The organism is Phocaeicola coprocola, assembly GCF_041333015.1.
Lineage (GTDB): Bacteria > Bacteroidota > Bacteroidia > Bacteroidales > Bacteroidaceae > Phocaeicola > Phocaeicola coprocola.
The window spans coordinates 218743-244510 of record NZ_JBGKGM010000003.1 but is presented as its reverse complement, the minus strand read 5'-3'; the positions used below and the strand labels follow the sequence as shown (position 1 = coordinate 244510).

22 protein-coding genes are annotated in these 25768 nt (G+C 41.4%); 13 read left to right on the top strand and 9 right to left on the bottom strand.

What is annotated here, in order from left to right:
* Positions 1 to 36: 36 nt before the first annotated feature.
* The 6 genes from ACDG22_RS10490 to dnaB form a co-directional block, all read right to left on the bottom strand.
* On the bottom strand, positions 37 to 507 hold the full coding sequence (locus ACDG22_RS10490) for a hypothetical protein (RefSeq protein WP_370858881.1): 471 nt from the start codon (positions 505 to 507) through the stop codon (positions 37 to 39).
* Between the two features lie 77 nt (positions 508 to 584).
* Positions 585 to 1157: a flavodoxin family protein gene (locus ACDG22_RS10485; RefSeq protein ID WP_270230667.1), complete on the bottom strand. Its 573-nt coding sequence runs from the start codon at positions 1155 to 1157 to the stop codon at positions 585 to 587.
* Positions 1158 to 1197: 40 nt separating this feature from the next.
* Positions 1198 to 1443 carry a TIGR03905 family TSCPD domain-containing protein gene (locus ACDG22_RS10480; protein WP_022125807.1) on the bottom strand — a complete coding sequence of 82 codons (246 nt, stop codon included), beginning with the start codon at positions 1441 to 1443 and terminating at the stop codon, positions 1198 to 1200.
* 117 nt (positions 1444 to 1560) lie between these two features.
* The gene (locus ACDG22_RS10475; RefSeq protein WP_007569966.1) at positions 1561 to 2298 is read right to left on the bottom strand and encodes a YebC/PmpR family DNA-binding transcriptional regulator; all 738 of its coding nucleotides are present in this window, start codon (positions 2296 to 2298) and stop codon (positions 1561 to 1563) included.
* A gap of 45 nt (positions 2299 to 2343) precedes the next feature.
* A complete protein-coding gene (pheT, locus tag ACDG22_RS10470; protein ID WP_270212457.1) occupies positions 2344 to 4806 on the bottom strand; it encodes a phenylalanine--tRNA ligase subunit beta in 2463 nt (820 codons plus the stop codon).
* Between the two features lie 157 nt (positions 4807 to 4963).
* Positions 4964 to 6523, bottom strand: coding sequence for a replicative DNA helicase (dnaB, locus tag ACDG22_RS10465; protein ID WP_007569970.1), 1560 nt, complete (start codon positions 6521 to 6523; stop codon positions 4964 to 4966).
* Positions 6524 to 6714: 191 nt separating this feature from the next.
* Between dnaB and ispE the strand changes: the two genes are divergently transcribed.
* The 3 genes from ispE to ACDG22_RS10450 all read left to right on the top strand — a co-directional run bounded on the left by ispE (position 6715) and on the right by ACDG22_RS10450 (position 9830).
* Positions 6715 to 7542, top strand: coding sequence for a 4-(cytidine 5'-diphospho)-2-C-methyl-D-erythritol kinase (gene ispE, locus ACDG22_RS10460; RefSeq protein WP_007569975.1), 828 nt, complete (start codon positions 6715 to 6717; stop codon positions 7540 to 7542).
* 8 nt (positions 7543 to 7550) lie between these two features.
* Positions 7551 to 9200, top strand: a complete 1650-nt coding sequence (locus tag ACDG22_RS10455; protein ID WP_270243701.1) for an RluA family pseudouridine synthase — start codon at positions 7551 to 7553, stop codon at positions 9198 to 9200.
* 111 nt (positions 9201 to 9311) lie between these two features.
* Positions 9312 to 9830 carry a hypothetical protein gene (locus ACDG22_RS10450; RefSeq protein WP_270212454.1) on the top strand — a complete coding sequence of 173 codons (519 nt, stop codon included), beginning with the start codon at positions 9312 to 9314 and terminating at the stop codon, positions 9828 to 9830.
* 155 nt (positions 9831 to 9985) lie between these two features.
* On the opposite strand, the gene ACDG22_RS10445 is transcribed toward ACDG22_RS10450, so the two are convergent.
* Genes ACDG22_RS10445 through ACDG22_RS10435 form a run of 3 tightly spaced genes read right to left on the bottom strand, consistent with a single transcriptional unit; the run spans position 9986 to position 12916 of the window.
* Positions 9986 to 11137, bottom strand: a complete 1152-nt coding sequence (locus tag ACDG22_RS10445) for a cytochrome d ubiquinol oxidase subunit II (protein WP_022125802.1) — start codon at positions 11135 to 11137, stop codon at positions 9986 to 9988.
* 39 nt (positions 11138 to 11176) lie between these two features.
* On the bottom strand, positions 11177 to 12673 hold the full coding sequence (locus ACDG22_RS10440) for a cytochrome ubiquinol oxidase subunit I (RefSeq protein ID WP_370858880.1): 1497 nt from the start codon (positions 12671 to 12673) through the stop codon (positions 11177 to 11179).
* A 12-nt stretch (positions 12674 to 12685) separates the two neighbouring features.
* Positions 12686 to 12916, bottom strand: a complete 231-nt coding sequence (locus tag ACDG22_RS10435; RefSeq protein ID WP_022125800.1) for a DUF4492 domain-containing protein — start codon at positions 12914 to 12916, stop codon at positions 12686 to 12688.
* Between the two features lie 146 nt (positions 12917 to 13062).
* Between ACDG22_RS10435 and ACDG22_RS10430 the strand changes: the two genes are divergently transcribed.
* The 10 genes from ACDG22_RS10430 (at position 13063) to ACDG22_RS10385 (ending at position 25710) form a co-directional block, all read left to right on the top strand.
* Positions 13063 to 14406: a TolC family protein gene (locus tag ACDG22_RS10430; RefSeq protein ID WP_270230671.1), complete on the top strand. Its 1344-nt coding sequence runs from the start codon at positions 13063 to 13065 to the stop codon at positions 14404 to 14406.
* 11 nt (positions 14407 to 14417) lie between these two features.
* On the top strand, positions 14418 to 15647 hold the full coding sequence (locus ACDG22_RS10425; protein WP_270230672.1) for an efflux RND transporter periplasmic adaptor subunit: 1230 nt from the start codon (positions 14418 to 14420) through the stop codon (positions 15645 to 15647).
* Positions 15648 to 15665: 18 nt separating this feature from the next.
* The gene (locus tag ACDG22_RS10420) at positions 15666 to 16412 is read left to right on the top strand and encodes an ABC transporter ATP-binding protein (RefSeq protein WP_270230673.1); all 747 of its coding nucleotides are present in this window, start codon (positions 15666 to 15668) and stop codon (positions 16410 to 16412) included.
* Positions 16413 to 16453: 41 nt separating this feature from the next.
* On the top strand, positions 16454 to 17674 hold the full coding sequence (locus ACDG22_RS10415; RefSeq protein WP_270230674.1) for an ABC transporter permease: 1221 nt from the start codon (positions 16454 to 16456) through the stop codon (positions 17672 to 17674).
* A gap of 152 nt (positions 17675 to 17826) precedes the next feature.
* Positions 17827 to 18876 carry a sensor histidine kinase gene (locus ACDG22_RS10410; RefSeq protein WP_007569986.1) on the top strand — a complete coding sequence of 350 codons (1050 nt, stop codon included), beginning with the start codon at positions 17827 to 17829 and terminating at the stop codon, positions 18874 to 18876.
* A gap of 18 nt (positions 18877 to 18894) precedes the next feature.
* Positions 18895 to 19629: a LytR/AlgR family response regulator transcription factor gene (locus ACDG22_RS10405; protein WP_270668889.1), complete on the top strand. Its 735-nt coding sequence runs from the start codon at positions 18895 to 18897 to the stop codon at positions 19627 to 19629.
* A 683-nt stretch (positions 19630 to 20312) separates the two neighbouring features.
* Positions 20313 to 20921, top strand: coding sequence for a DUF6088 family protein (locus ACDG22_RS10400; RefSeq protein ID WP_227088430.1), 609 nt, complete (start codon positions 20313 to 20315; stop codon positions 20919 to 20921).
* 14 nt (positions 20922 to 20935) lie between these two features.
* On the top strand, positions 20936 to 21961 hold the full coding sequence (locus ACDG22_RS10395) for a nucleotidyl transferase AbiEii/AbiGii toxin family protein (RefSeq protein ID WP_270672597.1): 1026 nt from the start codon (positions 20936 to 20938) through the stop codon (positions 21959 to 21961).
* A gap of 45 nt (positions 21962 to 22006) precedes the next feature.
* Positions 22007 to 24067: an ATP-dependent nuclease gene (locus ACDG22_RS10390; protein ID WP_270672595.1), complete on the top strand. Its 2061-nt coding sequence runs from the start codon at positions 22007 to 22009 to the stop codon at positions 24065 to 24067.
* On the top strand, positions 24052 to 25710 hold the full coding sequence (locus tag ACDG22_RS10385; protein ID WP_270672591.1) for an ATP-dependent helicase: 1659 nt from the start codon (positions 24052 to 24054) through the stop codon (positions 25708 to 25710). Before ACDG22_RS10390 ends, ACDG22_RS10385 begins: the two co-directional genes overlap by 16 nt.
* The last annotated feature ends 58 nt before the right edge of the window (positions 25711 to 25768 follow it).

Genomic DNA, 25768 nt, shown 5'->3' with positions numbered 1-25768 from the left:
TCACAAGAAAAGAACGATAAAGGTGTATATCTGTTTTCAGTGTATCTTTTTCAGAATGTTCTTTCTGGCAACTCTCAAGGCGGGAGTTAACGGGGAGGTATCGTCCAGCATCTCGAGTGCGGAACTGAATTCTGCCAGAAGCTCGGGATATAATCTGCATAGAAGAAAGGAAAGCTTCATGCTTAGCGCCCGGACTCCTACAGAGCTTCCGGAAGATATCATCTGGTTCATGCAGAAATCGAGAAAGTCGGTACGGAGATTGTCTTCACATAATGGCTGGGCTACAAGTAGCGTAAGCAGTAACCGGCGCTTTGTTTCGCTGGATGTACTCATGGCTTCTTGCATCAGCTCGTCGCATTTGGGGTATAACCAGCCTTGATGGGCTGCATCGAGATGAGTGAACAGCCAGGCTGCATTATCAGCAACTCTTTTCTCGCTGTCGAAGAGCAGAGTGTAAAGCTGTTCGAGTAAGGAATGATCTTCGCAGCACTGGATAACATGGCACAACTCATGAATGTCGTTTTCGTGGATTCGCCCAAGAAGTCTGTTGCGAAGATTGTGGGAGTTGTCAGTCTCTGCCATATCTACATGCATTTTTTAATTGCTTTCCGGCAACGGTTCAGCACTTTCTCTCCTGCCGGATGCTGTCTGGTTCCACCAAGTTCAATAGCCGATACGACTTTGAAACCGCTCCATTTTAAGATTTCACGCATAGCTTTTATTGCGCCACGGCTTTGCCCAAACAGGATATTGAAAGGGAAAGGTGTAGTGCTTGTACTTATCAATATGGCTTTTTTGCCTTTATGAAGCGGCAGAGGCAGCCCACGGGTATCTTCTCCTATCATGCCGTATACGATACGATCGAAGATGATTTTCAACTGCCCGGGCATATTTCCCCAATAGCAGGGTGCTCCTACAACCAGCACATCGCAGCTTTTTATGACAGCAAGTACACACTGTGCATCGTCTTCGGGCAATACACAATGGTGGGTTTCACGGCAGGTCATACAGCCGGTACAGGGTTTTACCTGCAATCGGGAAGCTAAGACGGTAGTGACTTCTGCTCCTCTTTGTTCTGCTTCCTCGCGAATGGCATCCAGCATGGCAGAGATATTTCCGTGAATGCGCGGGCTTCCGTTGATAATCAAAATATTCATGAGAAGTGGAGATGTATTTATAATTGCAGATTGCTGTGTATTATGCTTTCATGGCACGCAATGCCTTGCATAACTGATCGGGGCAGGAAGTAGATTTGTTGCCGCAATGAATTCCTTCCAACCGGCTGATTACATCGTCTACTTTCATTCCTTTGACAAGAGAACTGATTCCTTTCAGATTTCCGTTGCAGCCTCCTGTGAAATGTACGTCTGTGATGATGTCATTTTCTACCTCTATCTCGATATTACTGCTGCATGTACCTTGTGTTCTGTAATTTATTTTCATGATGTTGAAGTTTTTGCTGCTATAAAAAAAACATTCCGGACAAAGCTGGGCATTCTTATAATGGCTGTTTTCACTGCCTGCTCTGCCGCTTTATCCGGAATGAAATGATGGGTAATATTATTCTTCTACCTCTTCAGGTTTCATGTTTGTATATACAGTCTGAACGTCATCAAACTCTTCCAGACGTTCTATCATCTTGTCGATGGTTTCACGCTGTTCAGGAGTTACATCCTTCAAGTCGTTAGGAATGTATGTAAAGTCACCACCTACATCTTCGAAACCACATTCTTCCAGATGCTTCTGAATTGCTGCGTAGCTCTTCGGATCACCATAGATAGTAATTGTACCTTCTTCCGGATCTTCATCGAATTCGTCTTCTACGTTGTAGTCAATCAGATCGAGAATCAGTTCTTCCATGTCTACACCATCTTTCTTCTTGAATGTGAAGACACATTTGTGATCGAACAAGAAAGCCAAAGAACCAGTTGTTCCCAAGTTTCCGCCGAACTTGTTGAATACAGAACGTACATCGGCAACGGTACGTGTTGTATTGTCTGTCAGTGTATCAACAAATACAGCAACTCCGTGAGGACCGTATCCTTCGTATGTCATTCCTTTGTATTCGCTCTGGTCTTTACCCATTGCGTTCTTGATTGCGCGTTCGACATTATCCTTCGGCATGTTTTCGCGCTTACAAGTTGCGATAACTGAACGTAATGCCGGGTTGTTTTCCGGTTCCGGACCGCCAGCTTTTACAGCAATAGCAATTTGTTTACCCAGTCTTGTAAATGTTTTGGCCATGTGACCCCATCTTTTCAGCTTAGTAGCTTTTCTATATTCAAACGCTCTTCCCATTGGATTTATGTTTTAATATGTTTTTTATAATTGTTATTTTCTTAATTATCTCAGTTTGGCATCCAGCTTGTTCTGCAAGTTAGCAATCAGCTTCTGCATTACCTTGTCAATCTGCTTGTCGTTCAGTGTAGCATTTTCATCCTGAAGCATGAAGCTTACCGCATAACTCTTCTTGCCGGCTTCCAGATTCTTACCTTCGTAAACGTCGAACAGCTCTACGCTCTTCAGTAATTTCTTATCTGTTTCGTAAGCTATCTTTTCGATTTCGGCAAATTGTACCTTCTTGTCGATCAGCAAAGCAAGGTCACGTTTTACTGCCGGGAACTTAGAGATTTCTTTATAAGCTACTGTATTGTTCTTGATAGCTTTCATCAGCTCTTTCCAGTTCAGGTCAGCATAATAAACTTCGTTGTCGATATCGAAGGCTTTTTGTATTTTCTTATGCAGCACACCGAAAGTTGCCAGCAATTTACCTCCACGTGTATGTACTGATATAGCTACAGAATAAATATCGTCGGTCAGGTTTCCGAAAACCAGTCCACCGAAGTTTACTCCCAGACGACGGAAGATATTCAATACGTATGCTTTCAACTCGTATACAGAAGTGTTTTCATCAGGATGTGCCCAAGAGTTGCTTACACGCTTACCGGTAATCCACAAGCCTAAATGCAGTTCTTCTGAATAAGCAGCAAGAACTTTTTCCGGATTCCTCTTTTCAGCATTGAAGTGATAGCAGTTACCGAATTCGAAGAACTTCAGGTCAGCATTCTTACGGTTAGCGTTGTGCTGGATACTTTCCAAACCACCGAACAACAGTGTAGCACGCATTACGTTAAGGTCGTTGCTCAATGGATTCATCAACTGTACCAGATTTTCAGGCTTGTAAGTTTCCAGACCTTCGTAGTAAGTAGCAGCAGTAAGAGAGTTGTTCATTATTTCATTGAATCCACAACCAACCAGCTGTTCTGAAACAAGATTCTGAAGTTTTACAGACTTGTCTACATCGCCTTTTACGCTTAAGCTTGACTTCACAGATGTAGGTATTTCCACATTGTTGTAGCCATAGATACGAAGAATGTCTTCTACTACATCGCACGGACGCTGAACATCTACACGATATGCCGGTACCAGCAATGACAGTCCTTCGGGTGTTTCACCAGTGATCTTCATTTCGAGGCTGGTTACAATGCTCTTGATTGTTTCTGCCGGAATAACTTTTCCGATTAAAGCGTTAGTATATTCATAAGAAAGCTCTACCGGGAAGTCTGCTATAGGTGCAGGATAGTTGTCTTTTATTTCGGATGCAATCTCACCGCCGGCAAGTTCTTTTACCAGCAGGGCTGCTTCTTTCAGTGCGTAAATAGTACCATTAGGATCGATACCACGTTCGAAGCGGAAAGAAGAGTCTGTGCTCAACCCGTGACGGCGTGCAGTCTTACGTACCCATGTAGGATGGAAATATGCACTTTCGAGGAATACATCTTTTGTTGTTTCTGTAGTTCCAGAATCGAGTCCACCGAATACTCCGGCGATGCACATCGGTTCTTCTGCATTACAGATCATCAGGTCACGGTCGGAAAGCTTACGTTCTACTTCATCCAAAGTAACGAACTTAGTTCCTTCGGGACAAGTTTTTACTACAATCTTACCACCTTTAATCTTGTCAGCATCGAAGCAGTGCATCGGCTGACCGTATGCATGAAGAATGTAATTGGTAATATCGACAATATTGTTGATAGGACGTACACCGATAAGACGCAGTTTGTTTTGCAGCCATTCGGGACTTTCCTTTACTGTTACGTTCTTGATAGCAACACCTGCATAACGGGGACAAGCTTCAGTGTTTTCTACCACAATATCAATGTTCATATCGTGATTGTCGACCTTGAATGCATCTGCCGAAGGACGTTTCAATGTTGCCTGACGTCCGTTCTGAATCAACCATGCATACAAATCGCGTGCAACACCATAGTGAGAGCAGGCATCCGAACGGTTAGGAGTAATATCTACCTCCAGCACGTAATCGCTCTTGATATTATAATAGTCTTTGGCAAGAGTTCCCGGTACAACATCTTCAGGAAGTACAATGATACCTTCGTGGCTTGTACCGATACCGATTTCGTCTTCAGCGCAAATCATACCGTTCGACTCAACGCCGCGAAGCTTTGACTTCTTGATGGTAAAGCACTCATCACCGTCGTACAGTTTGGTTCCGAGTGTTGCAACTACTACCTTTTGTCCGGCAGCTACATTTGCAGCTCCACAAACAATCTGAACAGGATCGCCCTGTCCCAAATTAACGGTAGTGATATGCATGTGATCTGAATTTGGATGCGGTTCGCAAGTCAGCACTTCGCCGATAACAAGCCCTTCCAATCCTCCTTTTATCGATTGAACTTCTTCTACATCGCCTGTTTCCAGACCAATGGAAGTAAGTGCGGCTGCCACTTCATCGGGTGTCAAATCGAAGTTGACATATTCTTTCAGCCAATTATACGAGATATTCATATATGTATAGTTTTATGTATTTCTTAAATTGTCGTGCAAATGTAATATAAATATTTGGGATAGAATATGAGTGCAGGGAGTTTTTTACGTTCACTCAAAGACAGATATCCAAATAAATTACTTTATTTTCCGCCTTCTTATCATACGGATGTACGCATCAGAACGGCACATCCGGAACCGGAGCGCCAAACGGATTTTCGGGTTGCGGAGCCATCTCTACTGGAGGAGGAACAAACGATTGTCCTCCGCCGCTGTTTATTTTCGAACGGAGTACAGGAGCTGCACTTTCTTCACCCGGCATCGGCACGATCATTTCGTCATCCGGATTCTGGAAGCGGGCAAACTCGCCGCGGAAGCGTAACAGCACATCGCCTACCGCACCGTTACGATGCTTGGCAATAATGATTTCTGCCATACCGTGCAGGTCGTTTCCTTTTTCATCGGTATAAATCTTATAATACTCCGGACGGTGAATGAAGCATACCATATCGGCATCCTGCTCGATGGCTCCCGATTCACGCAAGTCGCTCAACTGAGGGCGCTTGCCGTCGATTCCCTCACGACTTTCTACACCACGGTTCAACTGACTCAGGGCGATGATAGGGATATTCAACTCTTTGGCAAGTCCTTTCAACGAACGTGAGATGGTACTTACTTCTTCCTGACGGCTTCCGAATGACATACCGCTGGCATTCATCAACTGAAGGTAGTCGATAATGATAATCTTTACATCGTGTTCACGTACAAGTCGGCGTGCTTTGGTTCGCAACTCAAATACAGACAAGGAAGGTGTATCGTCAACATAAAGCGGAGCATCGTACAGTTCCTTTATCTTATAGTCGAGCTGTCCCCATTCGTAAGGAGCGAGCTGACCGCTCTTGATTTTCTCACCGGGGATCTCGCACACATTCACAATCAGACGGTTCACCAACTGTACGTTACTCATTTCCAAAGAGAACAATGCAACGGGAACTTTATTGTTTACGGCCATATTCTTCGCCATAGAGAGTACGAATGCTGTCTTACCCATCGCCGGACGGGCAGCAATAATAATAAGGTCGGAATTCTGCCAGCCGGAAGTCATCTTGTCGAGCTGATGGAAACCACTCGACAAACCACTCAAACCGTCGGTTCTTGCCGCTGCTTTCTGAAGCATCTCATACGCTTCCTGAATGACAGGATTAATCTGCGTATAGTCTTTCTTCATGTTCTGCTGCGAGATTTCGAAGAGTTTTCCTTCGGCTTCCTGCATCAGATCGTCTACATCCTGAGTCTCGTCGAACGCCTTTGTCTGGATGTTGCTGGTAAAAGAGATCAGCTCGCGTGCCAGAAACTTTTGGGCGATGATACGAGCATGATATTCGATATGGGCAGAAGAAGCTACCTTACCACTTAACTGAGTGATATAAAAAGGTCCTCCCACTTCGTCCAGGTCACCACGCGAACGAAGCTGTTCTGTCACCGTCAGGATATCAATCGGTTTCTGCTGTATTGCCAGATCGGTAATCGCGGCGTAAATCAACTGATTGCGGTGTTCGTAAAAAGACTCAGGACGGAGGATTTCACTGACTAGCGAATATGCATCCTTTTCAATCATCAATGCACCCAGCACAGCCTCCTCCAGTTCAGGAGCCTGTGGCTGCAAATGTCCGTATTCATCAACCGGCTTCGTTTTGGTAGCCTTCGGGACACGGGTAGTTCTTCTCGTTTCTGCCATTTCTCTCTTTTAGATTTTAATTGTGCAAAGATAGAAAAAATGATTCTTATTTCCATAATGGCTGGCATGCCAAACTTTATTGTACATGGCACAGGCTATAATGTTTTACCCTCACCTGATGTATATTTTCCGGAAATGGATGCAGATTTTAAAAACTTTACACTATCTTTGAAAAAACAAAATTTAACGATATGATTACTTTTCCTAATGCAAAAATAAATCTCGGACTAAACGTCGTAGAGAAGCGTCCGGACGGATACCATAATCTGGAAACTGTCTTTTATCCTATCAAACTGCAAGATGCGCTGGAAGTGAATCGTCTGGAAGGTTCTGATCTTCCTTATAAGATTCATACAAGCGGAACTGTTATCGAAGGAAACCTTGAGGATAATCTGGTTATTAAAGCATACAATCTGCTGAAAGCAGAAAATTACCAGATGCTTCCGGTAGACATTCATCTGTTTAAGCACATTCCGACTGGTGCCGGATTGGGTGGCGGATCGGCTGATGCTGCTTTTATGATAAAACTGCTGAATGAAAAATTCAAGCTTGGAATAAGCGAAGAGAAAATGGAAGAATATGCTGCACGTCTGGGAGCGGACTGCGCATTCTTTATTAAGAACAAACCGGTCTTTGCGTCTGGTATTGGAAATATATTCGAACCTATAGAGATTTCACTGAAAGGTTATTATCTCGTACTAGTAAAACCGAATATATTCGTTTCTACACGTGATGCTTTTGCATGTATCAAACCTCAACATCCGGAAGTTTCATTGAAAGAGATTATCAAACGCCCGATAGAAACATGGAAAGACTGTATGAAGAATGATTTTGAATACAGTGTATTCCAGAAATATCCGGAAATCGCAGCTATCAAAGATAAATTGTACGATCTGGGAGCAGTCTATGCTTCAATGAGCGGATCAGGATCGGCTGTTTATGGTATCTTCAAGGAAGCGATAGAAAACGTAGATGAAAAATTCGGCGAATGCTTCTGCCGTCAGCGTGAACTGGAATAATTTTTTGTATGACAGACTTCATAGACGATAAAATACATTATCTGAATATTGATTCCGACGGAATAGAGCTTCCGTCGGAATTTACTTTTCCTTTTCATTATACTCCTCACCCATTAACTGTCAAGGCTGCGCACGAGGTGCAGAATTATATCGCTTCACGAACAGACTGGACTGAAGAATTGTCAGCAGGAAAAATGTTCGGGGTGCTGATCGTACAGACTCCTGATGAAAAAGTCGGCTATCTGGCTGCATTCTCCGGGAATCTTGCAGGCAGTAACTTACACCAGTTTTTTGTACCTCCCGTATATGATCTGTTACAGCCAGACGGTTTCTTCCGCATCGAAGAAGCAAACATTTCTGCAATCAACAAACAGATTAAGGAACTGGAAGGTAGCCAGCAACTGAAGGACATGCGCTCAAGGCTGGCGGCATGTCAGGCTCAAGCTAGCCAGACATTGGCTGACGCCAAACAGCAAATGAAAGAAGCTAAACTCGCGCGTGAACAACGGCGTGCTGAAGGTATCAGTGAAGAAGAGCAGAAAAACCTGATCCGTGAGAGTCAGTTTCAAAAGGCTGAATACAAACGACTGGAGAAAAAGCTGAAGGAAGAAACACAGCAGCAGGAGGAAGAGCTGAAACATATGGAGCATCTGATCTGTCAATTGAAACAGGAACGCAAAGTACGTTCTGCTGCCCTGCAACAAAAGCTGTTCGAACAATTTCGTATGCTGAATGCCAAAGGAGAAGTAAAAGACTTATGTGAGCTATTTAAAGATACACCACAAGGAGCTCCTCCAGCCGGAACAGGTGAATGTGCGTTACCCAAGCTGTTGCAATATGCTTATCTGCACCAACTAAAGCCACTTGCTATGGGAGAATTCTGGTGGGGGAAATCGCCAAAAGAAGAGATAAGGCATGCAGGGCACTTCTACCCTTCTTGTAAGGGAAAGTGTGAACCCATTCTGAAACATATGCTTGTCGGCTTGCAAGTGGAAAAGAACCCATTGGCAGAAAACATACACCAGGACACAAAGCCTGAAATTGTTTATGAGGACGACTGGCTGGTTGTGGTCAACAAGCCTGCCGGTATGTTATCCGTACCCGGCAAAGAAGCACTGAACTCGGTATACCAGTTTCTGCACGAACGCTATCCGGAAGCAACAGGTCCTATGCTTGTACATCGGCTGGATATGGCAACATCCGGCTTACTGCTTGCAGCAAAAGACAAAGATACGCATCAAAAGCTACAGGCTTTATTTTGCGGAAGAGAGATTAAAAAGCGTTACACAGCTGTGCTGTCCGGCATAGTCAACACTGATGAAGGAACTATCAGCCTGCCGCTTTGTCTGAACTTTCACGACCGCCCGCGACAAATGGTAAGTTTCGAATATGGCAAACCAGCCATCACCCGCTACAAGGTGCTGGAACGGAAAAACAGGAAAACGCTGATTGCGTTCTATCCGCTTACCGGACGTACCCATCAACTGCGCGTACATGCTGCTCATCCACAAGGACTAGCCTGTCCCATTGTGGGCGACGAACTGTATGGGAAACGTGCAGACCGACTATATCTTCATGCCGCCGAACTAAGCTTTACCCACCCTGTGAACGGAGAAGATATTACAATCTGCCGCGAGGCTGACTTTTCTCTTGAATAAACAGGAAATACTAAAATTTGTCATTCCCGATAAACCTTTCTGCTTTCTTTCTGTCATAACACCAGAAAGCGCGCTAAAATGATTTTAGTATAAACCCAAATTACAACAACAATGAAAACAAAACGTTTATTCACAGCACTGATGATAGCTACCATGATGAGTTGCGGCATAATATTGGCACAACCCGGTCAGAAAGAAAAGAAACTTACACCGGAACAACGGATCGAAATGCAAGTAAAGAAAGCACAGAAACGTCTTTTTCTGGATGAGGAAACTGCTGCAAAATTTGCCCCGTTGTACAAAGAGTATCTGGAAGCTATGAAACAATGCAAGCCGGCTCCAAAGCAATTACAGAAAGGAGAAAAGAAAGAATTGACTGATGCTGAGATAGACCAGATGATGCAAGACCGCTTTGCTGCTCGCAAAAAGCTTGTGGAAACTCAGGAAACCTATTACAAGAAGTTTAAAAAGATCCTGAATATCCGTCAGGTAGAAGTTTTATTCAAAGACAACGGTCCTAAACGTCCTCATCGTCCTTGTATAAACAAGCCCCAGTGCCCACAAGGCCCTAAAGCTAAGATGGGAGAAGCTCCGGCACCTTGCAAGCAATGTCCGGCTTCACAAAAGTAAGTATTTACTCATGCAAGATTGATAACTTTGAAAATAGAATCAGCCTCCAACGTCTAACTCACTGGAGGCTGATTTTTTATTATCACCCGCTCCGTTTAAGGTCTTCTTCATCCCGCTTCGGAGCGACCACATTTATCTAATATTTCCCGTCAGAATTAATACGCATGATCGTCTTCTTTCATTTCGTCTACCGTAATCGGCTTGCTGTCTATAGCTCTCCATGCATAAACTATGTAAGCCAAAACAAACGGTACGAGAATAGAAACATATGCCATAGTGGTCAGCGTAAATTTACTGGAACAGCTGTTGGCAAGCGTCAACGAACTCTGCAAATCGGCTGTTGAAGGATAATAAGCGGTATGGTTATATCCTACACAAAGTAACAATGCCAATACGGTAAGCACCGTACCTGTTCCTGCAAACCAGATGCCCTTCGTATATGTAGCACTGAGAATACTTTTCACCAGACCAAACAATACACCGATAACTCCCACCAAAAACAATATCAGCAGATAAGGCATAGCCAGCAAATTGTTGAAGTATTTATAAGGTTCCATAACAATGGTCTGTGTTTCTGCATCTACAGCAAACCCATCCTTCAGCAACGTACGGATAACAAAAGCCAGAAAAAACAACAGGAAAGGTACTGCATCTGAAATCAGTTGGCGCCGGCAACGAAGAATCAGTCCTTCATGACGAATATTATTGATGAAATACATATTACCCAACAGACGTGCCAGGAAAAATACAGCCAGCCCTAAAATCAAATTCCAAGGATCACCAAAAGCGTCTAATCCATGCCAGCCGTTTGCCCAGCGACTGATGACAGGCATCATTTCATTGGTCATATTAGCTTTTCTGACAATGAAGTTTGAGCCATTGAAGAATGTAGCCACAGCCGCTCCCAGCAACACAGGTCCTACAATTCCATTTATCACCAGAAAATACTGATAAGTACGCTTACCCAGCAAATTACCTAACTTTGACTGAAACTCATAAGAGACAGCCTGTAGCACAAAACTGAACAGAATAATCATCCATAGCCAATATGCTCCCCCGAAGCTTGTACTGTAAAACAAAGGGAAAGAGGCAAAAAAGGCTCCTCCAAAAGTTACCAGTGTAGTAAAGGTAAACTCCCATTTACGACCGGTAGAATTTACCATCAAAGTCCGCTCTTCTTCCGTCTGTCCTAAACGAAACAGTAAAGAGTTTCCTCCCTGAACAAACAGCAGAAATACCAACAAAGCTCCCAGCAAAGAAACCAGAAACCACCAATAGTTCTGTAAAAAAATATATGTTGAATCCATAAATTCCATTATTTAAGTAATAGTTGACTTATCGTTTATTTACACCTCTTCCGGACCTTTCTTGATAGCTTTCAGCATAATACCTATTTCAGCAATCAGCAGCACTGTAAACATAATCAGGAAGATGAAGAAAGTTGTCTGTACCGAACCGGTTTCCAGTCTGGAAATTGCAGCATTCACAGGAAGCAGGTCTTGTATAGCCCAAGGCTGGCGTCCTACTTCGGCAACAATCCATCCGGCCTGACTGGCGATATAAGCCAACGGAATACTCCAAAGTGCAATCCAATGCAGCCAGCTGGCTTTCGACAACTGATGTTTCCATGCCAGAACCAATATCAAAATAAAAAATGCGATGAAATACATACCCAGTCCAACCATTACACGGAATGACCAGAACGACAACCATACATTCGGAACGATCGAATTAGGATCTTTTATATATCCATATCCGAAATAAGGCATGTTTTCATCCAGCACCTGACGGGCACGCTGCATACCGTCCTCATTTTTTTCTTCCTTTGCCTGACGGAAATCGGCAAGGGCACTGATAGCCAGTTTTCCTCTTTCCATTTTTTCCATAACAGAAAGTGCCTGAGAACCGTCTGGAAGCGTATATCCTCCCAACAAAATATTATTGATTCCCGGAACATATCCAGCTACATCATACGTTGCCAAGTATGACAACATTTCTGGAATCTTAAGACTGCCTACCACAGTAAGCGGTTCATGAGTACCTCCATCGTAAAGAGCTTCCATAGCAGCCAGTTTCATTGGCTGATACCTGGCTACCAGATAAGCAGATTTATCACCGGAAAAAGCAGTAACCAACGCTGCAAACAATCCTACTCCTGCCGCAATCTTAATACTGGCTACAGCAAACTCCTTTTCACGTTTACGCAACAGATACCACGCACTGACACCGATAACAAACACTGCTCCCAATATCCAGCTGCTGAGCACTGTATGCAAAAACTTCATAACAGCTACTGGTGAAAAGGCTACCGAAGCAAAATCCATCATCTCGTTGCGTACTGTTTCGGGATTAAATGCCATACCTACCGGATACTGCATCCATGAGTTGGCAACCAAAATCCACCAGGCAGAGAAAGTTGCTCCCAATCCGGTCAGCCAGGTAGACGCCAGATGAAACTTTTTGCTCACCTTATTCCACCCAAAAAACATTACGGCTATAAAAGTAGCCTCCATGAAAAACGCTACAATTCCTTCAATGGCCAGAGGAGCTCCGAATATATCTCCTACAAACCACGAATAGTTGCTCCAGTTGGTTCCGAACTGAAATTCCAGAATCAGTCCGGTAGCAACTCCCACCGCAAAATTAATTCCAAACAACTTCATCCAGAACTTGGCTGTCCGCTTCCAGAATTCATTGCCGGAAACATAATAAAGTGTTTCCATTAACCCCATAATAACAGCCAATCCCAACGTTAGCGGCACAAATAGCCAATGATACATGGCAGTTAAGGCAAACTGGGCTCTTGACCAATCCACCATCGATGTGTCAATACTTTCTAACATAAATTTCTAGTTTTATTTAATAATTGAATTACTTGAACGATTTACAAGCTCTGAACCTACATACTGCTGTTTTTCCTCATCCGTTTTATCCTTCAGAAAAGAAGGAAAGAAAAATAGCTTCAGGATAAAAAACATAATAAAGAGCTTGACCAAAATCAGCATCCAGAGCGTACGGCCGAGCGTCATTTCCCGAAATCCATCCCGATAAAACTCCCAAATTCGAATGATACAGTTTTTAATCATAGTTTATTTTTATAATGATTACAAAGTAAAGTCTTTTATCGGTAAAAAACAAGCCTTTGTCTTGATAAAATCAGGGTTAATCTAGTTCATTTGAGCCGATATATAGTATAATGTATTTTTGCATTAGAAAATTAAATAAACAGAATATGAAACAACAAGCACTATGTTTAATTGCAATCCTTTCGGCAGCCTCTCCTCTTTATGCCCAGGAAGAGAAAGAATGGACTCTGGAAGATTGTATCAATTATGCACTTGAGAAAAACATTCAGTTGCAGCAGAATAAGATCTCGTTGCAAGAGGGTGAAATAGATGTAAAAAGTGCAAAGGCTAATCTTTTCCCAAGTTTATCATTCAGCACCGGGCACAACATGATCAACCGCCCTTATCAGGAACAGAGTGCTACGGTAAGCGGCACGGAAATTATTACCAGTGATAATAAGACGACCTACAACGGGAACTACAGTCTTAATGCTCAATGGACGCTATGGAATGGCGGCAAGCGACTGAACGCCATCAAACAGGAAAAAACAAACCGGGATATTGCTGGGCTTGCCGTTACAGAAACCGAGAATACGCTACAAGAAGAAATTGCCAAATTGTTTATTCAGATTCTATATGCAGATGAATCTATCAACATAAACAAAAATACGCTAGAAGTGAGTACTGCTACATTCAACCGGGCTCAAGAATTATTCAAAGAAGGAAGTATTTCTAAAGCAGACCTTGCACAACTTGAAGCACAGGAAAGCAATGACAAATATCAGCTGGTTACTGCCGAAAGCTCCTTGCGCAACTATAAATTACAACTGAAACAGTTATTGGAACTGGATGGTACAGCAGAAATGAAGCTGGCACTTCCCACACTGAACGATGAGCACGTGATGGAAGTATTGCCAAGCCAGACAGACATCTATCAGACTGCACTGGCTACCCGTCCGGAAATCCAAAGCAGCCAACTGAGCATTGAAAACGCTAAATTAGGTATTTCGGTTGCTAAAGCTGGATACTATCCAACTATCAGTTTATCTGCTTCCAGCTCAAGTACGACAAACAGCGCCAGTACTAATAACTGGGCACAGCAGATGAAGTACGGCTGGAACAATATGATAGGAATCAGCTTAAGCATCCCCATATTCGATAACCGACAGAACAAGAGCAACGTACAGAAAGCAAGATTACAATACAGCAACAGCCAGTATGAGCTGCAAAGCAAACAAAAAGAATTATACAGCACGATAGAAACATTATGGCTGGATGCACTGAATGCTCAAGAACAATACGCTGCTGCCGAGAGTAAAGTGGAAAGCAGTCAGACAAGCTTCGATATGGTTAGCGAGCAATTCAATCTGGGAATGAAAAATACAGTAGAGCTCCTTACAGAAAAAAATAACTTACTCAGTGCACAGCAACAACGGGTACAAGCCAAGTATATGGCTATATTAAACAGAACACTGCTCAATTTCTATGCAGGGAATAAAATAGAACTATAAAAAATTTGAATATGAAGAATAAAAAAACAATCATCATTACAGCAACTGCCATCATCATTATAGCTGGAGGATGCTGGATATTCGGTGGAACAAAAGCGAAAAACAAGATCGACTTTGTCACAGAACAAGTACAGAAAGGAAACGTTAGCAATTCTATCACAGCTACCGGAACGATAGAGCCTGTAACAGAAGTAGAAGTAGGTACTCAGGTTTCAGGTATCATCGACAAAATATATATCGACTATAATTCAGTAGTAAAGCAAGGCGAAGTCATTGCCGAAATGGATAAAGTGACACTTCTGAGTGATCTCCAGTCGGCACAGGCTACATACAACGGAGCGAAGGCTGAATACGAATATCAGAAAAAGCAATACGAACGCAATGAACAACTCCATAAAAAACAGCTTATCAGCGATACAGATTACGAAGAGTCATTATACAACTACCAACGCTCACGCAGTTCATACGAACAGAGCAAGGCAGAACTGGCCAAAGCAGAACGTAATCTTTCATATGCAACAATCACATCGCCGATCGATGGTATCGTAACCAGCAAGGATGTTGAAGAAGGACAGACTGTTGCATCTGGTTTCGAAACTCCGACATTATTAACCATCGCTGCCGACCTGACCAAAATGGAAGTCGTAGCCGATGTAGATGAAGCCGATATAGCAGGTGTGGTTGAAGGAGCACGTGTCACATTTACTGTAGACGCATATCCGGAAGATGTATTCGAAGGGAAAGTACGACAGGTTCGCCTGGGAAGTACAAACAGCAGCTCAAGCAGCAGTTCAACAAGCACATCGGAAACAGTTGTAACTTACGAAGTTGTCATTACCGCTGACAATCCAGACCTGAAGCTTAAACCGCGTTTGACTGCAAACGTAACTATCTATACTCAGATCCGCGAAAATGTACTTACTGTTCCTGCCAAGGCACTACGTTTTTCTCCGAACAAAGAACTTGCCGGCAGCCGTAGTATCAAAGATTGCCAGGGAGAGCATAAAGTCTGGACACTGGAAAACGAAACATTCGTTGCACATCCTGTAAAAGTAGGCTTAAGCGATGGATCGCATACTGAAATACTGGAAGGTGTAAGCGAAGGAACAAGCATTGTAACCGAAGCTGTAATAAAAGGCAGCATGCCGGATATGAGTGCTATGGAAGCACAAGGAGAACGCAGTCCTTTCATGCCAGGTCCTCCGGGAAAAGATAAAAGCAAAAGCAAAGGAAACAAATAAAACTCCAACAATAATACAATGAGTAAAGTTGTCATAGAATTACAAAATATAAAACGAAACTTTCAGGTAGGAGATGAAACCGTACACGCACTGCGAGGTGTTTCATTCTCTATCACAGAAGGAGAGTTCGTTACCATCATGGGAGCATCCGGTTCAGGAAAATCTACATTACTGAATACACTGGGATGTCTGGACACCCCCACCAGCGGAGAGTATCTGCTGGATGGAGTTTCCGTAAGAACCATGAGCAAGCCTCAACGAGCTATCTTACGTAACCGCAAGATTGGATTCGTATTCCAGAACTACAACCTGCTGCCTAAAACAACGGCAGTAGAAAACGTAGAACTCCCGTTGATGTATAATTCAGCCATCAGTGCTGCCGAACGACGTCGCAGAGCTATAGAAGCGCTGATTGCTGTAGGATTAGGCGACAGACTGGAACATAAGTCGAACCAGATGTCCGGTGGACAGATGCAGCGTGTAGCAATCGCCCGTGCATTGGTAAACGATCCGGCGGTTATTCTGGCCGACGAAGCAACCGGTAACCTTGATACACGTACATCTTTCGAAATTCTGGTACTCTTCCAGAAGCTACATGCCGAAGGACGCACCATTATTTTCGTTACTCACAATCCGGAACTCTCTCAATACAGCAGCCGGAACATCCGCCTGCGTGACGGACATGTAATCGAAGATACGGTAAACAATCATATTTTATCGGCAGCAGAGGCTCTTGCAGCCTTGCCGAAAAATGATGAAGACTAACTAAGTCTTTATCGTACGATAACTTATAAATTAAGAACAACATGAACGGAACAAACCTTTTTAAAATAGCCCTCCGTGCGTTGGCCAACAATAAGCTCCGCGCCTTCCTTACCATGCTTGGTATAATCATCGGCGTAGCTTCCGTAATTGCCATGCTAGCTATCGGACAGGGATCGAAACGAAGCATACAACAGCAGATTTCGGAAATGGGTTCGAACATGATTATGATTCATCCGGGAGCAGAAATGCGAGGAGGAGTTCGCCAAGACCCGTCTTCCATGCAGACATTGAAGCTGGAAAACTACGAAACATTGTGCAATGAATGTATGTTTCTCTCGGGCATCAGTCCCAATGTATCTTCATCCGGACAACTTATAGCCGGCCCCAACAACTACCCCTCTTCAGTGAGTGGAGTAAGTATAGATTACCTGAAAATCCGCCAGCTCACAGTAGAACAGGGAGAAATGTTTACAGAGAATGATATCCAGACAGCAGCTAAAGTCTGCGTAATTGGTAAAACAATTGTAGACAATCTTTTCCCCGACGGAACCGATCCGATAGGTAAGATTATACGATGCAACAAAATACCTTTTCGGGTAGTAGGAATCCTGAAGTCGAAAGGATACAACTCAATGGGTATGGACCAGGATGATGTAGTGCTGGCTCCTTACACCACAGTAATGAAGCGTCTATTGGCACAAACTTATCTGAGTGGTATCTTCGCCTCGGCACTGACCGAAGATATGACTCAAGAGGCAGTAGATGAAATCACAACTATCTTGCGCCGTGAACACAAACTGAAAGCAAGCGACGATGATGACTTTACCATCCGTACCCAGCAAGAATTGAGTTCAATGCTGAATACAACAACCGACCTGATGACAACCTTGCTTGCCTGCGTTGCCGGAATTTCACTGGTCGTAGGAGGTATCGGAATCATGAACATCATGTATGTATCCGTAACGGAACGTACACGAGAAATAGGTCTGCGAATGTCAGTTGGTGCACGCGGCATCGACATCCTGTCACAATTCCTGATAGAGGCCATACTGATAAGTATTACCGGAGGACTGATTGGAGTAATCTTAGGATGCGGAGCCAGCTTTGTCATCAAAACAGTGGCACACTGGCCGGTATTTATACAGCCCTGGAGTGTATTGCTGTCATTCGCGGTATGTACCGTTACAGGAGTCTTCTTCGGATGGTATCCTGCCAAAAAAGCAGCCGACCTTGATCCGATTGAAGCATTACGATATGAATAACGATAAATGAGCTTGTGAAAGTTCATCTTTATAACTTTGTTCTTCATAACTTTGGTTTCCTTGTCCGGCTGTCTATGGCAATAAAAGTATTGCTACGCAGCCGGACTTTTTAAATTTTTTAGTTACTTTTGTTTGTACAGACTACATCACCTATGAAACAGCTCACTGATAACACACACCGTTCACTCGAAATCCTGATACACACCATTTGCTGGGGACTCTTTTTCGCTTTCCCGTTGTTCTTTACGCAAAACAATGACGGAACGATAAACTGGAAAGATTTCATGTTTCACTGTATAGTGCCAACCACACTATGCATTATCTTTTATCTGAATTATTTCGTTTTTATACCTCATATTTTATTTCATGAGCAAACCAAACGGTTTATCTTCATAAATGCGATAGTTATTATTATTCTGACCTTTGGCTTACGCTACTGGAACAATATGCACTGCCCTCCTCCACCGTCTCATCGCCCCATGCCGCCATCATATATCTTTTATTTGCGCGATATGGCAAGTCTTATATTCTCGGCAGGGCTGAGCGTTGCCATCTGTATGAGTAAGCGCTGGAGTCAGACCGAAGCGGAACGCCGGGAAGCAGTAAAAAGCCGTACCGAAGCAGAACTGAAAAACTTACGTAATCAGCTTAATCCTCATTTTCTGCTGAATACGTTAAACAACATTTACGCACTGATAACATTTGATACAGACAAAGCACAACAAGCTGTGCAAGAGTTAAGCAAGTTATTGCGCTATGTACTTTACGACAACCAGCAGATGTTTGTCCCACTGAGCAAGGAAATCGATTTTATACGCAATTACATCGAACTCATGCGCATCCGTATTTCTGCCCAGGTAGATATACAGACCAACTTCAATATCAAGCCCAAAAGTCAGACTCCCATTGCTCCCTTGATTTTTATCTCACTGATAGAAAATGCATTCAAGCATGGGATTTCTCCCGTGGAGCCCAGTTATATAAACATCTCCATTTCGGAAGATAATGACAAGATAGAATGTACCATACGCAACAGTAATTATCCTAAGACAAGAGCCGATAAAAGTGGTTCGGGTATCGGACTGGAACAAGTACGAAAGCGTCTGGAACTGGTTTACCCCGGAATATATAAATGGGACAATCACTTGTCTGACGACGGAAAAGAGTATTTTTCCAATATCATCATATACCTTAAACATTAACTCTCTAAAACTATAAATATGAACTTAAGATGTGCCATTGTAGACGATGAGCCCCTAGCACTCGGGCTTCTGGAAAGTTACATAAAAAAGACACCTTTTCTGGAACTCTCCGGCAGTTATTCCAGTGCCATACAAGCCATGAAGTATTTACCCGATCATCCGGTAGATGTACTTTTTCTGGATATCCAGATGCCTGAACTCAACGGGCTGGAGTTTTCACGCATGGTATCTGAAGACACACGAATTATTTTCACTACAGCTTTCGACCAATATGCACTCGACGGCTATCGGGTAAATGCCCTCGATTATCTGCTGAAACCCATCAGCTATTCCGATTTTATGGAAGCTATCAATAAAGCTGTAAAATGGTTTGAACTACAGCAAAAAGCAGATAAACAAAGCACGGAAGGAGATTCAGACGAGAACAAAAAAGACTATATATACGTAAAAAGTGATTACAAACTAATACAAATAGAGCTTAACAAAATATTATACATAGAAGGTCTGAAAGACTATATCAAAATTCATCTTGAGAATGAAGACAGACCTATCCTGTCATTGGTCAGCATGCGTGTCATGGAAGAAAAGCTTCCGGTCAACCAGTTTATCCGTGTACACCGGTCTTTTATCGTACAGAAACAAAAAATAAAAGTTATCGACAAAGGACGAATCGTATTCGGAAAAGATTATATTCCGATCTCTGACAGTTACAAACAGGAACTTCAAAATTATGTTAATGAACATATTGTTTAGTCAGAGCACTATTATTTAACTTTTTTTACTGCACATTTTGAAGTTTTTTGCGCAAAGGCTTGTCACTTCTAAATATAACCTCTATATTTGTAGAGTACATAATAAGAACAGAAGTTGTGAAACTTCTTATTTGAATAGTTTAGTTAAGTCTAGTTTAGTTTTTGTGTTGTGATACTCCTGCTGAAAGTGTTCATCAGGAGTGTCTTTTTTTACAATATTTCTCTTCTATCAATAAATTCGCAGGATAAAGCATAAATTGATTATATTTTCGTATTTTTGAATTCTGTATCGCTCCGGCGGTATCAAGGAATAACTTTTAAAAGCGTTATAACCTCCGGTAAATAAAGAGATTGCAGTTCCACGCTTGAACCGAAATCTGAAATTTATTATTCTGATAATCAGTAATGCCATAACGGGAATTTTATGTATTGGTACCGTAAAGTTCCCGTTGTTTCTATTTTTTCAAGAGGCAAAATAGTGTAAGAAGTACGATTCTTTTTCGATTTACCGAAAAAAATGAAACACCGATAAGAAAAGCGGTTTCATATAAAGAAATAGCATTCTTATTGCCATTGCAAAATATATTTCCATGGCTAACGAACAAATTACTTGGTAATTTATTATTTATTTGAATTCTTTCTGTATCTTTGCATTTGAAAAATCATCAAAAATTCAAAGGTGATATGGCTAATGAAAATTCTATAGATAGTACTACTCTCAAGCAACGTATAGAAGCGATGCCTGAAGATTGCATCCTGTTTCGTTCAGACTTCCCTGAATATCATACAGAATTTGTTGGTAGTATTTTGACTGAATTGACAAATGACGGTACACTTGTTAAAATTGCACATGGAATATATACCAAGCCAAGAAAAAGTCGATTCGGTATTGTACTTCCTTCGGTCGATAAAGTTGTACAGGCAATTGCAGTCCGAGATAATGCAAAGGTGTTACCATCAGGTATGACTGCATTGAATTCATTAGGGCTATCGACTCAAGTACCAATGAATTATACATTTCTAACTACTGGAAGTGAAAGAACAATAATTATATCAAATAGGAAAGTAGTATTAAAAAGAGGTGTCCCCAAGAACTTCTGTTATGGTACCCGCCTGATTTCACTACTTGTTCAAGCACTTAAGGCTCTGAAAAAGGAGAATATAGGAGAAGGTGAATTGAATATAATTCGACAATTGATATCAAAAGAAACAGATAAGGAGACTTTAATCAAAGATGTAGATATGATGCCTGCATGGATGAAACGAATTATAAAACCAATGCTAACCGCTTAAAAGGAACTTAAATTATGGGAAAACTGTGGTTAAACAATGAGATAGTGGACCGTTTAGCAATGTTACAGCAGACGGAGGTTGGACATCCTGGCGTTAATCAGGTAGCTATAGAAAAGGACTGGTGGGTAACAGTTACGCTGAAGGCATTATTCCAAACAGATTGCCGTGATTCTTTGATATTCAAAGGCGGAACATCGTTGTCAAAAGGTTTTAATATCATAGAGCGTTTCTCTGAAGACATTGATTTGGCAATCAATCATTCGTTCTTTGGTATTGAGGGAACAAGTAAAAGTCAGCGGGAGAAATTACGCAAAAAGGCACGAGCATATATTCACGAGACCCTTTCTTCACAACTAGATGCCCGTTTGAAAGAAATGGGAGTTTCTGGTTACAGTATAGAGAATGTATCTCAAGAACAAGATAGAAATGGAGAATGGAGACTAATAGATTCGGACAAAGATCCTAGTGTAATTCTATTGCACTACCCGTCAATTCTTGAAGATTCAATAAATTATATTCCTCCTCGTGTAAAGATAGAAATCAGTTGCCTTTCAATGGATGAGCCAACAGAGATACGACACATAAGTTCTTTGATAGGCGATAGTTTTGATGGCGAAGATGCTGATGCTGAAAGTTTTGTCAGGACTGTAGTTCCTGCTCGTACATTCCTTGAGAAGCTGTTTCTTTTGGCGGAAGAATTCCAAAAAGAAAAACCACGGAGCGTACGAATGTCACGACATCTGTATGATTTAGAAAAGTTGATGGATACAGAATATGGAGAAGAAGCTTTGTCGAATCGAAAACTTTATGATGCCATTGTTCAACATCGTAAAACTTATAATGCTTTGAAGTATGTAAACTATGATTTACATGCCCCATCAACCATCAACTTTATGATACCGGAATCGGCTATGGAAGCATGGCGAGATGATTATGCCGATATGAGGCGTTTCTTCATTTATGGCAAATCTATAGAGTTTGATGCGCTTATGCAGAAAATGGCAGAGTTGCATGAAAGAGTTAGAGCTATGAAAATTTAACTTTAAGAATCTGTTGAGAAAATAAAATTTACAATAAATAAAAATATGTACATTTCCCATATAAAAGTAAAAGGATTCCGCAATTTTAAAGATTCGGACATCGAATTTAATGATGGCCTCAATGTCCTAATAGGTCATAACAATGCTGGAAAAACAAACTTACTGAAGGCATTACAATTGGTAATAGAGCCACATTATAGATACAGGAGACTAAATGCTAATGATTTCAATAGGGATATTTCTCTTGAAAATCTGAAAAGCCAGTCACCATCAGTTACAATATCAGTAACATTCAAAAACAGTAACATTGAGTATAATGAGCAAGAAGAGGATTTGAGAGTGGTTGCTAACTGGTTTACTGATATGGAGAATGGCTATGCTGCGATGTTGACTTATCGGTTTTATTTGCCTGCAGAAAAAGAAGATGATTATAAAGCAGCTATGGCAGATGTGGAGGATATCAAGAATGGGTGGAGTATTCTTGAGAATGATTTTCTCCGCTATTATGTATATAAATTGCTTGCGGGCCCATTGGATGCACCTATTCAACCTGAAATGGACAAGTTGGAACGGTTTGACTTCCAATTTTTAGGTGCTATGAGAAACGTAGAAGATGATATGTTTTATGGGCGAAGTACCATGCTGAAGGATGTGCTAAATTTCTTTATTGATTATGGAATAAAGACCAAAGAGGACAAGACGAAAGAAGAGAAGGAATCAGAATTAAAGGATGTAAGGAATAACTTCAGTAATGAAGCGACTGCTCTTATGACTTCATTATTGGAAAGATTGTCGGAAGGGAAAGATGTCATGCTTGATTATGCACATGAAACAGGAGCATCTTTCAATAATGCATTGCCTGATTTTAAGAGTACATTGACAGAGCAGGATTTATTCTCAGCACTGAAACTTATTATCAAGTATGGCGAAGACATTGAAATTTCAGCCACACATAATGGCTTGGGATATAACAACCTAATATATATGTCTCTCTTGCTTGCCAAAATGCAGGCTGATGCTGATGGCAACTATATGGGAGATAATGCCAAAGTATATCCGATACTTGCTATTGAAGAGCCTGAAGCACACTTGCATCCAGCCATGCAATACAAGTTTCTTAAATTTCTTGACAAGAATCTAAAAGTAGATCATAAAGTGCGCCAGATTTTCATCACAACTCACTCCTCGCAGATTACTGCCGCAGTTAAATTGGATAATATAATATGTTTGCATAAGGGAGAGGATGGTGTCACAAATGTTTGCTACCCAGGTAAGGTATTTACAGATTCTGATGAAGACAAAAAATCAAAGAACTATGTACAAAGATTCTTGGATGCAACAAAGTCGGACATGCTTTTTGCTCGTAAAGTTATTTTGGTAGAAGGTATTGCAGAAAATTTATTGATGAGCACACTTGCTCGCTATGACGGTAAATCACTGGAAGATCAGCATGTGGCAGTAGTAAATATTAATGGTCGATATTTTAATCATTTTGTAAAGTTGTTCAATATAGAGTCTTCACCAAATGCAATACCTAAAAAGGTGGCATGTATTACAGACAGAGACCCTGTAAGAAAGAAGAAAGAGGCAAATTGTAAATTTACAGTTTGTTACCCATTCGATTTGTATAAAGATAATGAGCATTACGAATATTCTGTGAACGCAGAAGAGGAGGAAAATGCATTTAGGGAGCATTCATCTATCAGGTATTTTTCACAAGATGCAAATAAAGGTAAAACATTTGAATACGAACTCGCTCTGTGTAATCCAGATCTTGAATTGCTGGTTACGGAATCTATGTCGAATCAATCTGAGATAAAAAACATGATGGGTGGTGATTATGCACAAGCAAAGGTCAAAGTGAAAAATAATAAGAAATGGGATGATGTCAAGACCTCTATTGACAATACTGATTGGGAAGAGGATGAAAAGAGACGTCATCTTATAGCTGCTCGCTACCTTTCTTCATTGGATAAAGGCGAAAACGCTTTAGAACTTTGTCTCGCTCTAGAAGAAAACTTTGAGCTAGAAGCAGGCAATGAACATAAGAAGATTTTCAATGTTCCACCTTATATTCACAATGCATTAGAATGGTTATTGAGATAAGTTCTGACTCACGGATTGATATCAATCACCACTTTAGAGTTTCAGCAGGTCCTGGAGCTGGTAAAACTCACTGGCTTTCCTTGCATGTGTCCCATGTACTGAAAGACTCAGAAAGTCTTGGGAAGATGGGTAAGGTCGCCTGCCTTTCCTATACCAATGTAGGAGCAGACACGTTGATGGGCAGAATGTATGAGGATAGAAGCCGTGTTCTTTCTTGTACAATCCACAGTTTCCTTTATGCCTATATAGTTAAGCCTTATCTACATTTTATCGCAACAGACGAAGGATTTAATATAGAACTATTAAATGGAGAAGATGACAGAATATTATCTGACTATAATACTTTTGAAGAAATAAGGAAGGCCGTTAAGCAGTACTATGCTGAACAAGATGCTACTTTCTCAGCAATTAGGGCAGCAAAGTGGAAGCTGCAAGAAGATGGCAGCCTAAAATGTTATGCGAATCCACCTAAGAAATGCTGTAAAAAGGGTTATGCTTTGAATGAAAATGCATATATCGTTTATAAAAAGTTGGCATGGAAAAAAGGATATATGCACTATGACGATGTTCTCTATTTCAGCTATAAGCTCATACAGAAATACCCATTTATCAGCAGAGCTTTGGCAATACAGTTCCCTTATGTTTTCATTGATGAATTCCAGGATACCAACCCAATTCAGGCAAAAATTATCAAATCGTTAGGTGAGAATGGAGCTATTGTAGGCGTTATTGGTGACTATGCTCAGTCTATCTATGGATTTCTGGGGGCGGACCCAAATCAATTCGCCTCGTTTACCTTAGATGGTTTACGGGACTATACCATTTTGGATAATAGAAGAAGTAGTAATGAAATCATTGATTTACTTAATGTAATTAGGACAGAGTTTCAACAACACCCCATAAGAAACGAGCATGGCATGAAGCCCTTGCTGCTTGTTGGTGAGTTGTTGGCTTGCTATGAAGAAGCAAAGAGAATAGCGGCTAATGAGGTACATGCATTATCATACAGAAATATAGAGGCGAACATCTTGAAACAATGTGTGGATGCCCACGTTCAAAACAGTAACTTATTAAATCAAATCAAAGATAGTAATGCAAATAGAAAAGAGTTTGTAACTATATGGATAAAAGCCATTGAACATGCAAGAAACAAGCAATTCGGAGCAGCTTTTAAAATGCTCGAAAACATTGGAGTTATGGATATTGCTGCTTACACTTCTGTCAAAGAAGCACTTGATGATTATGGGAAATATTGTAATGGAACATTAAAAGATTTCTTTGATTATCTATGCAAACGCTGGAAAATAACTAAAATTAAAAAAGATACTAGTATTTATAGTTTTTACTCTTCTCATACATACAGAGAATTATCTCAATGTGTTGGATTATTAGAAGATTCAAGTGCCCAAAGAACAGTACATAAAGCAAAGGGGGACGAATTTGAAAATGTACTTGTCGTTTTCACAGAAGAAAAAGCGTTAAACATGATTATTAACCCTAATCTTAAAGACAACGAATCTGACAGAGTTTATTATGTAGCGATGAGTAGAGCTCGGGAAAGATTATTTCTAACCGCGCCATCGATTTCACAACAAATGGAAAATACTCTTAGAAGATTGCCCATAGATATAAAAAAGATATGATAGCGATATTTTCTAAGACAGATATGTAATACAAAAGGACAAGTCATCTAGGCTGGTT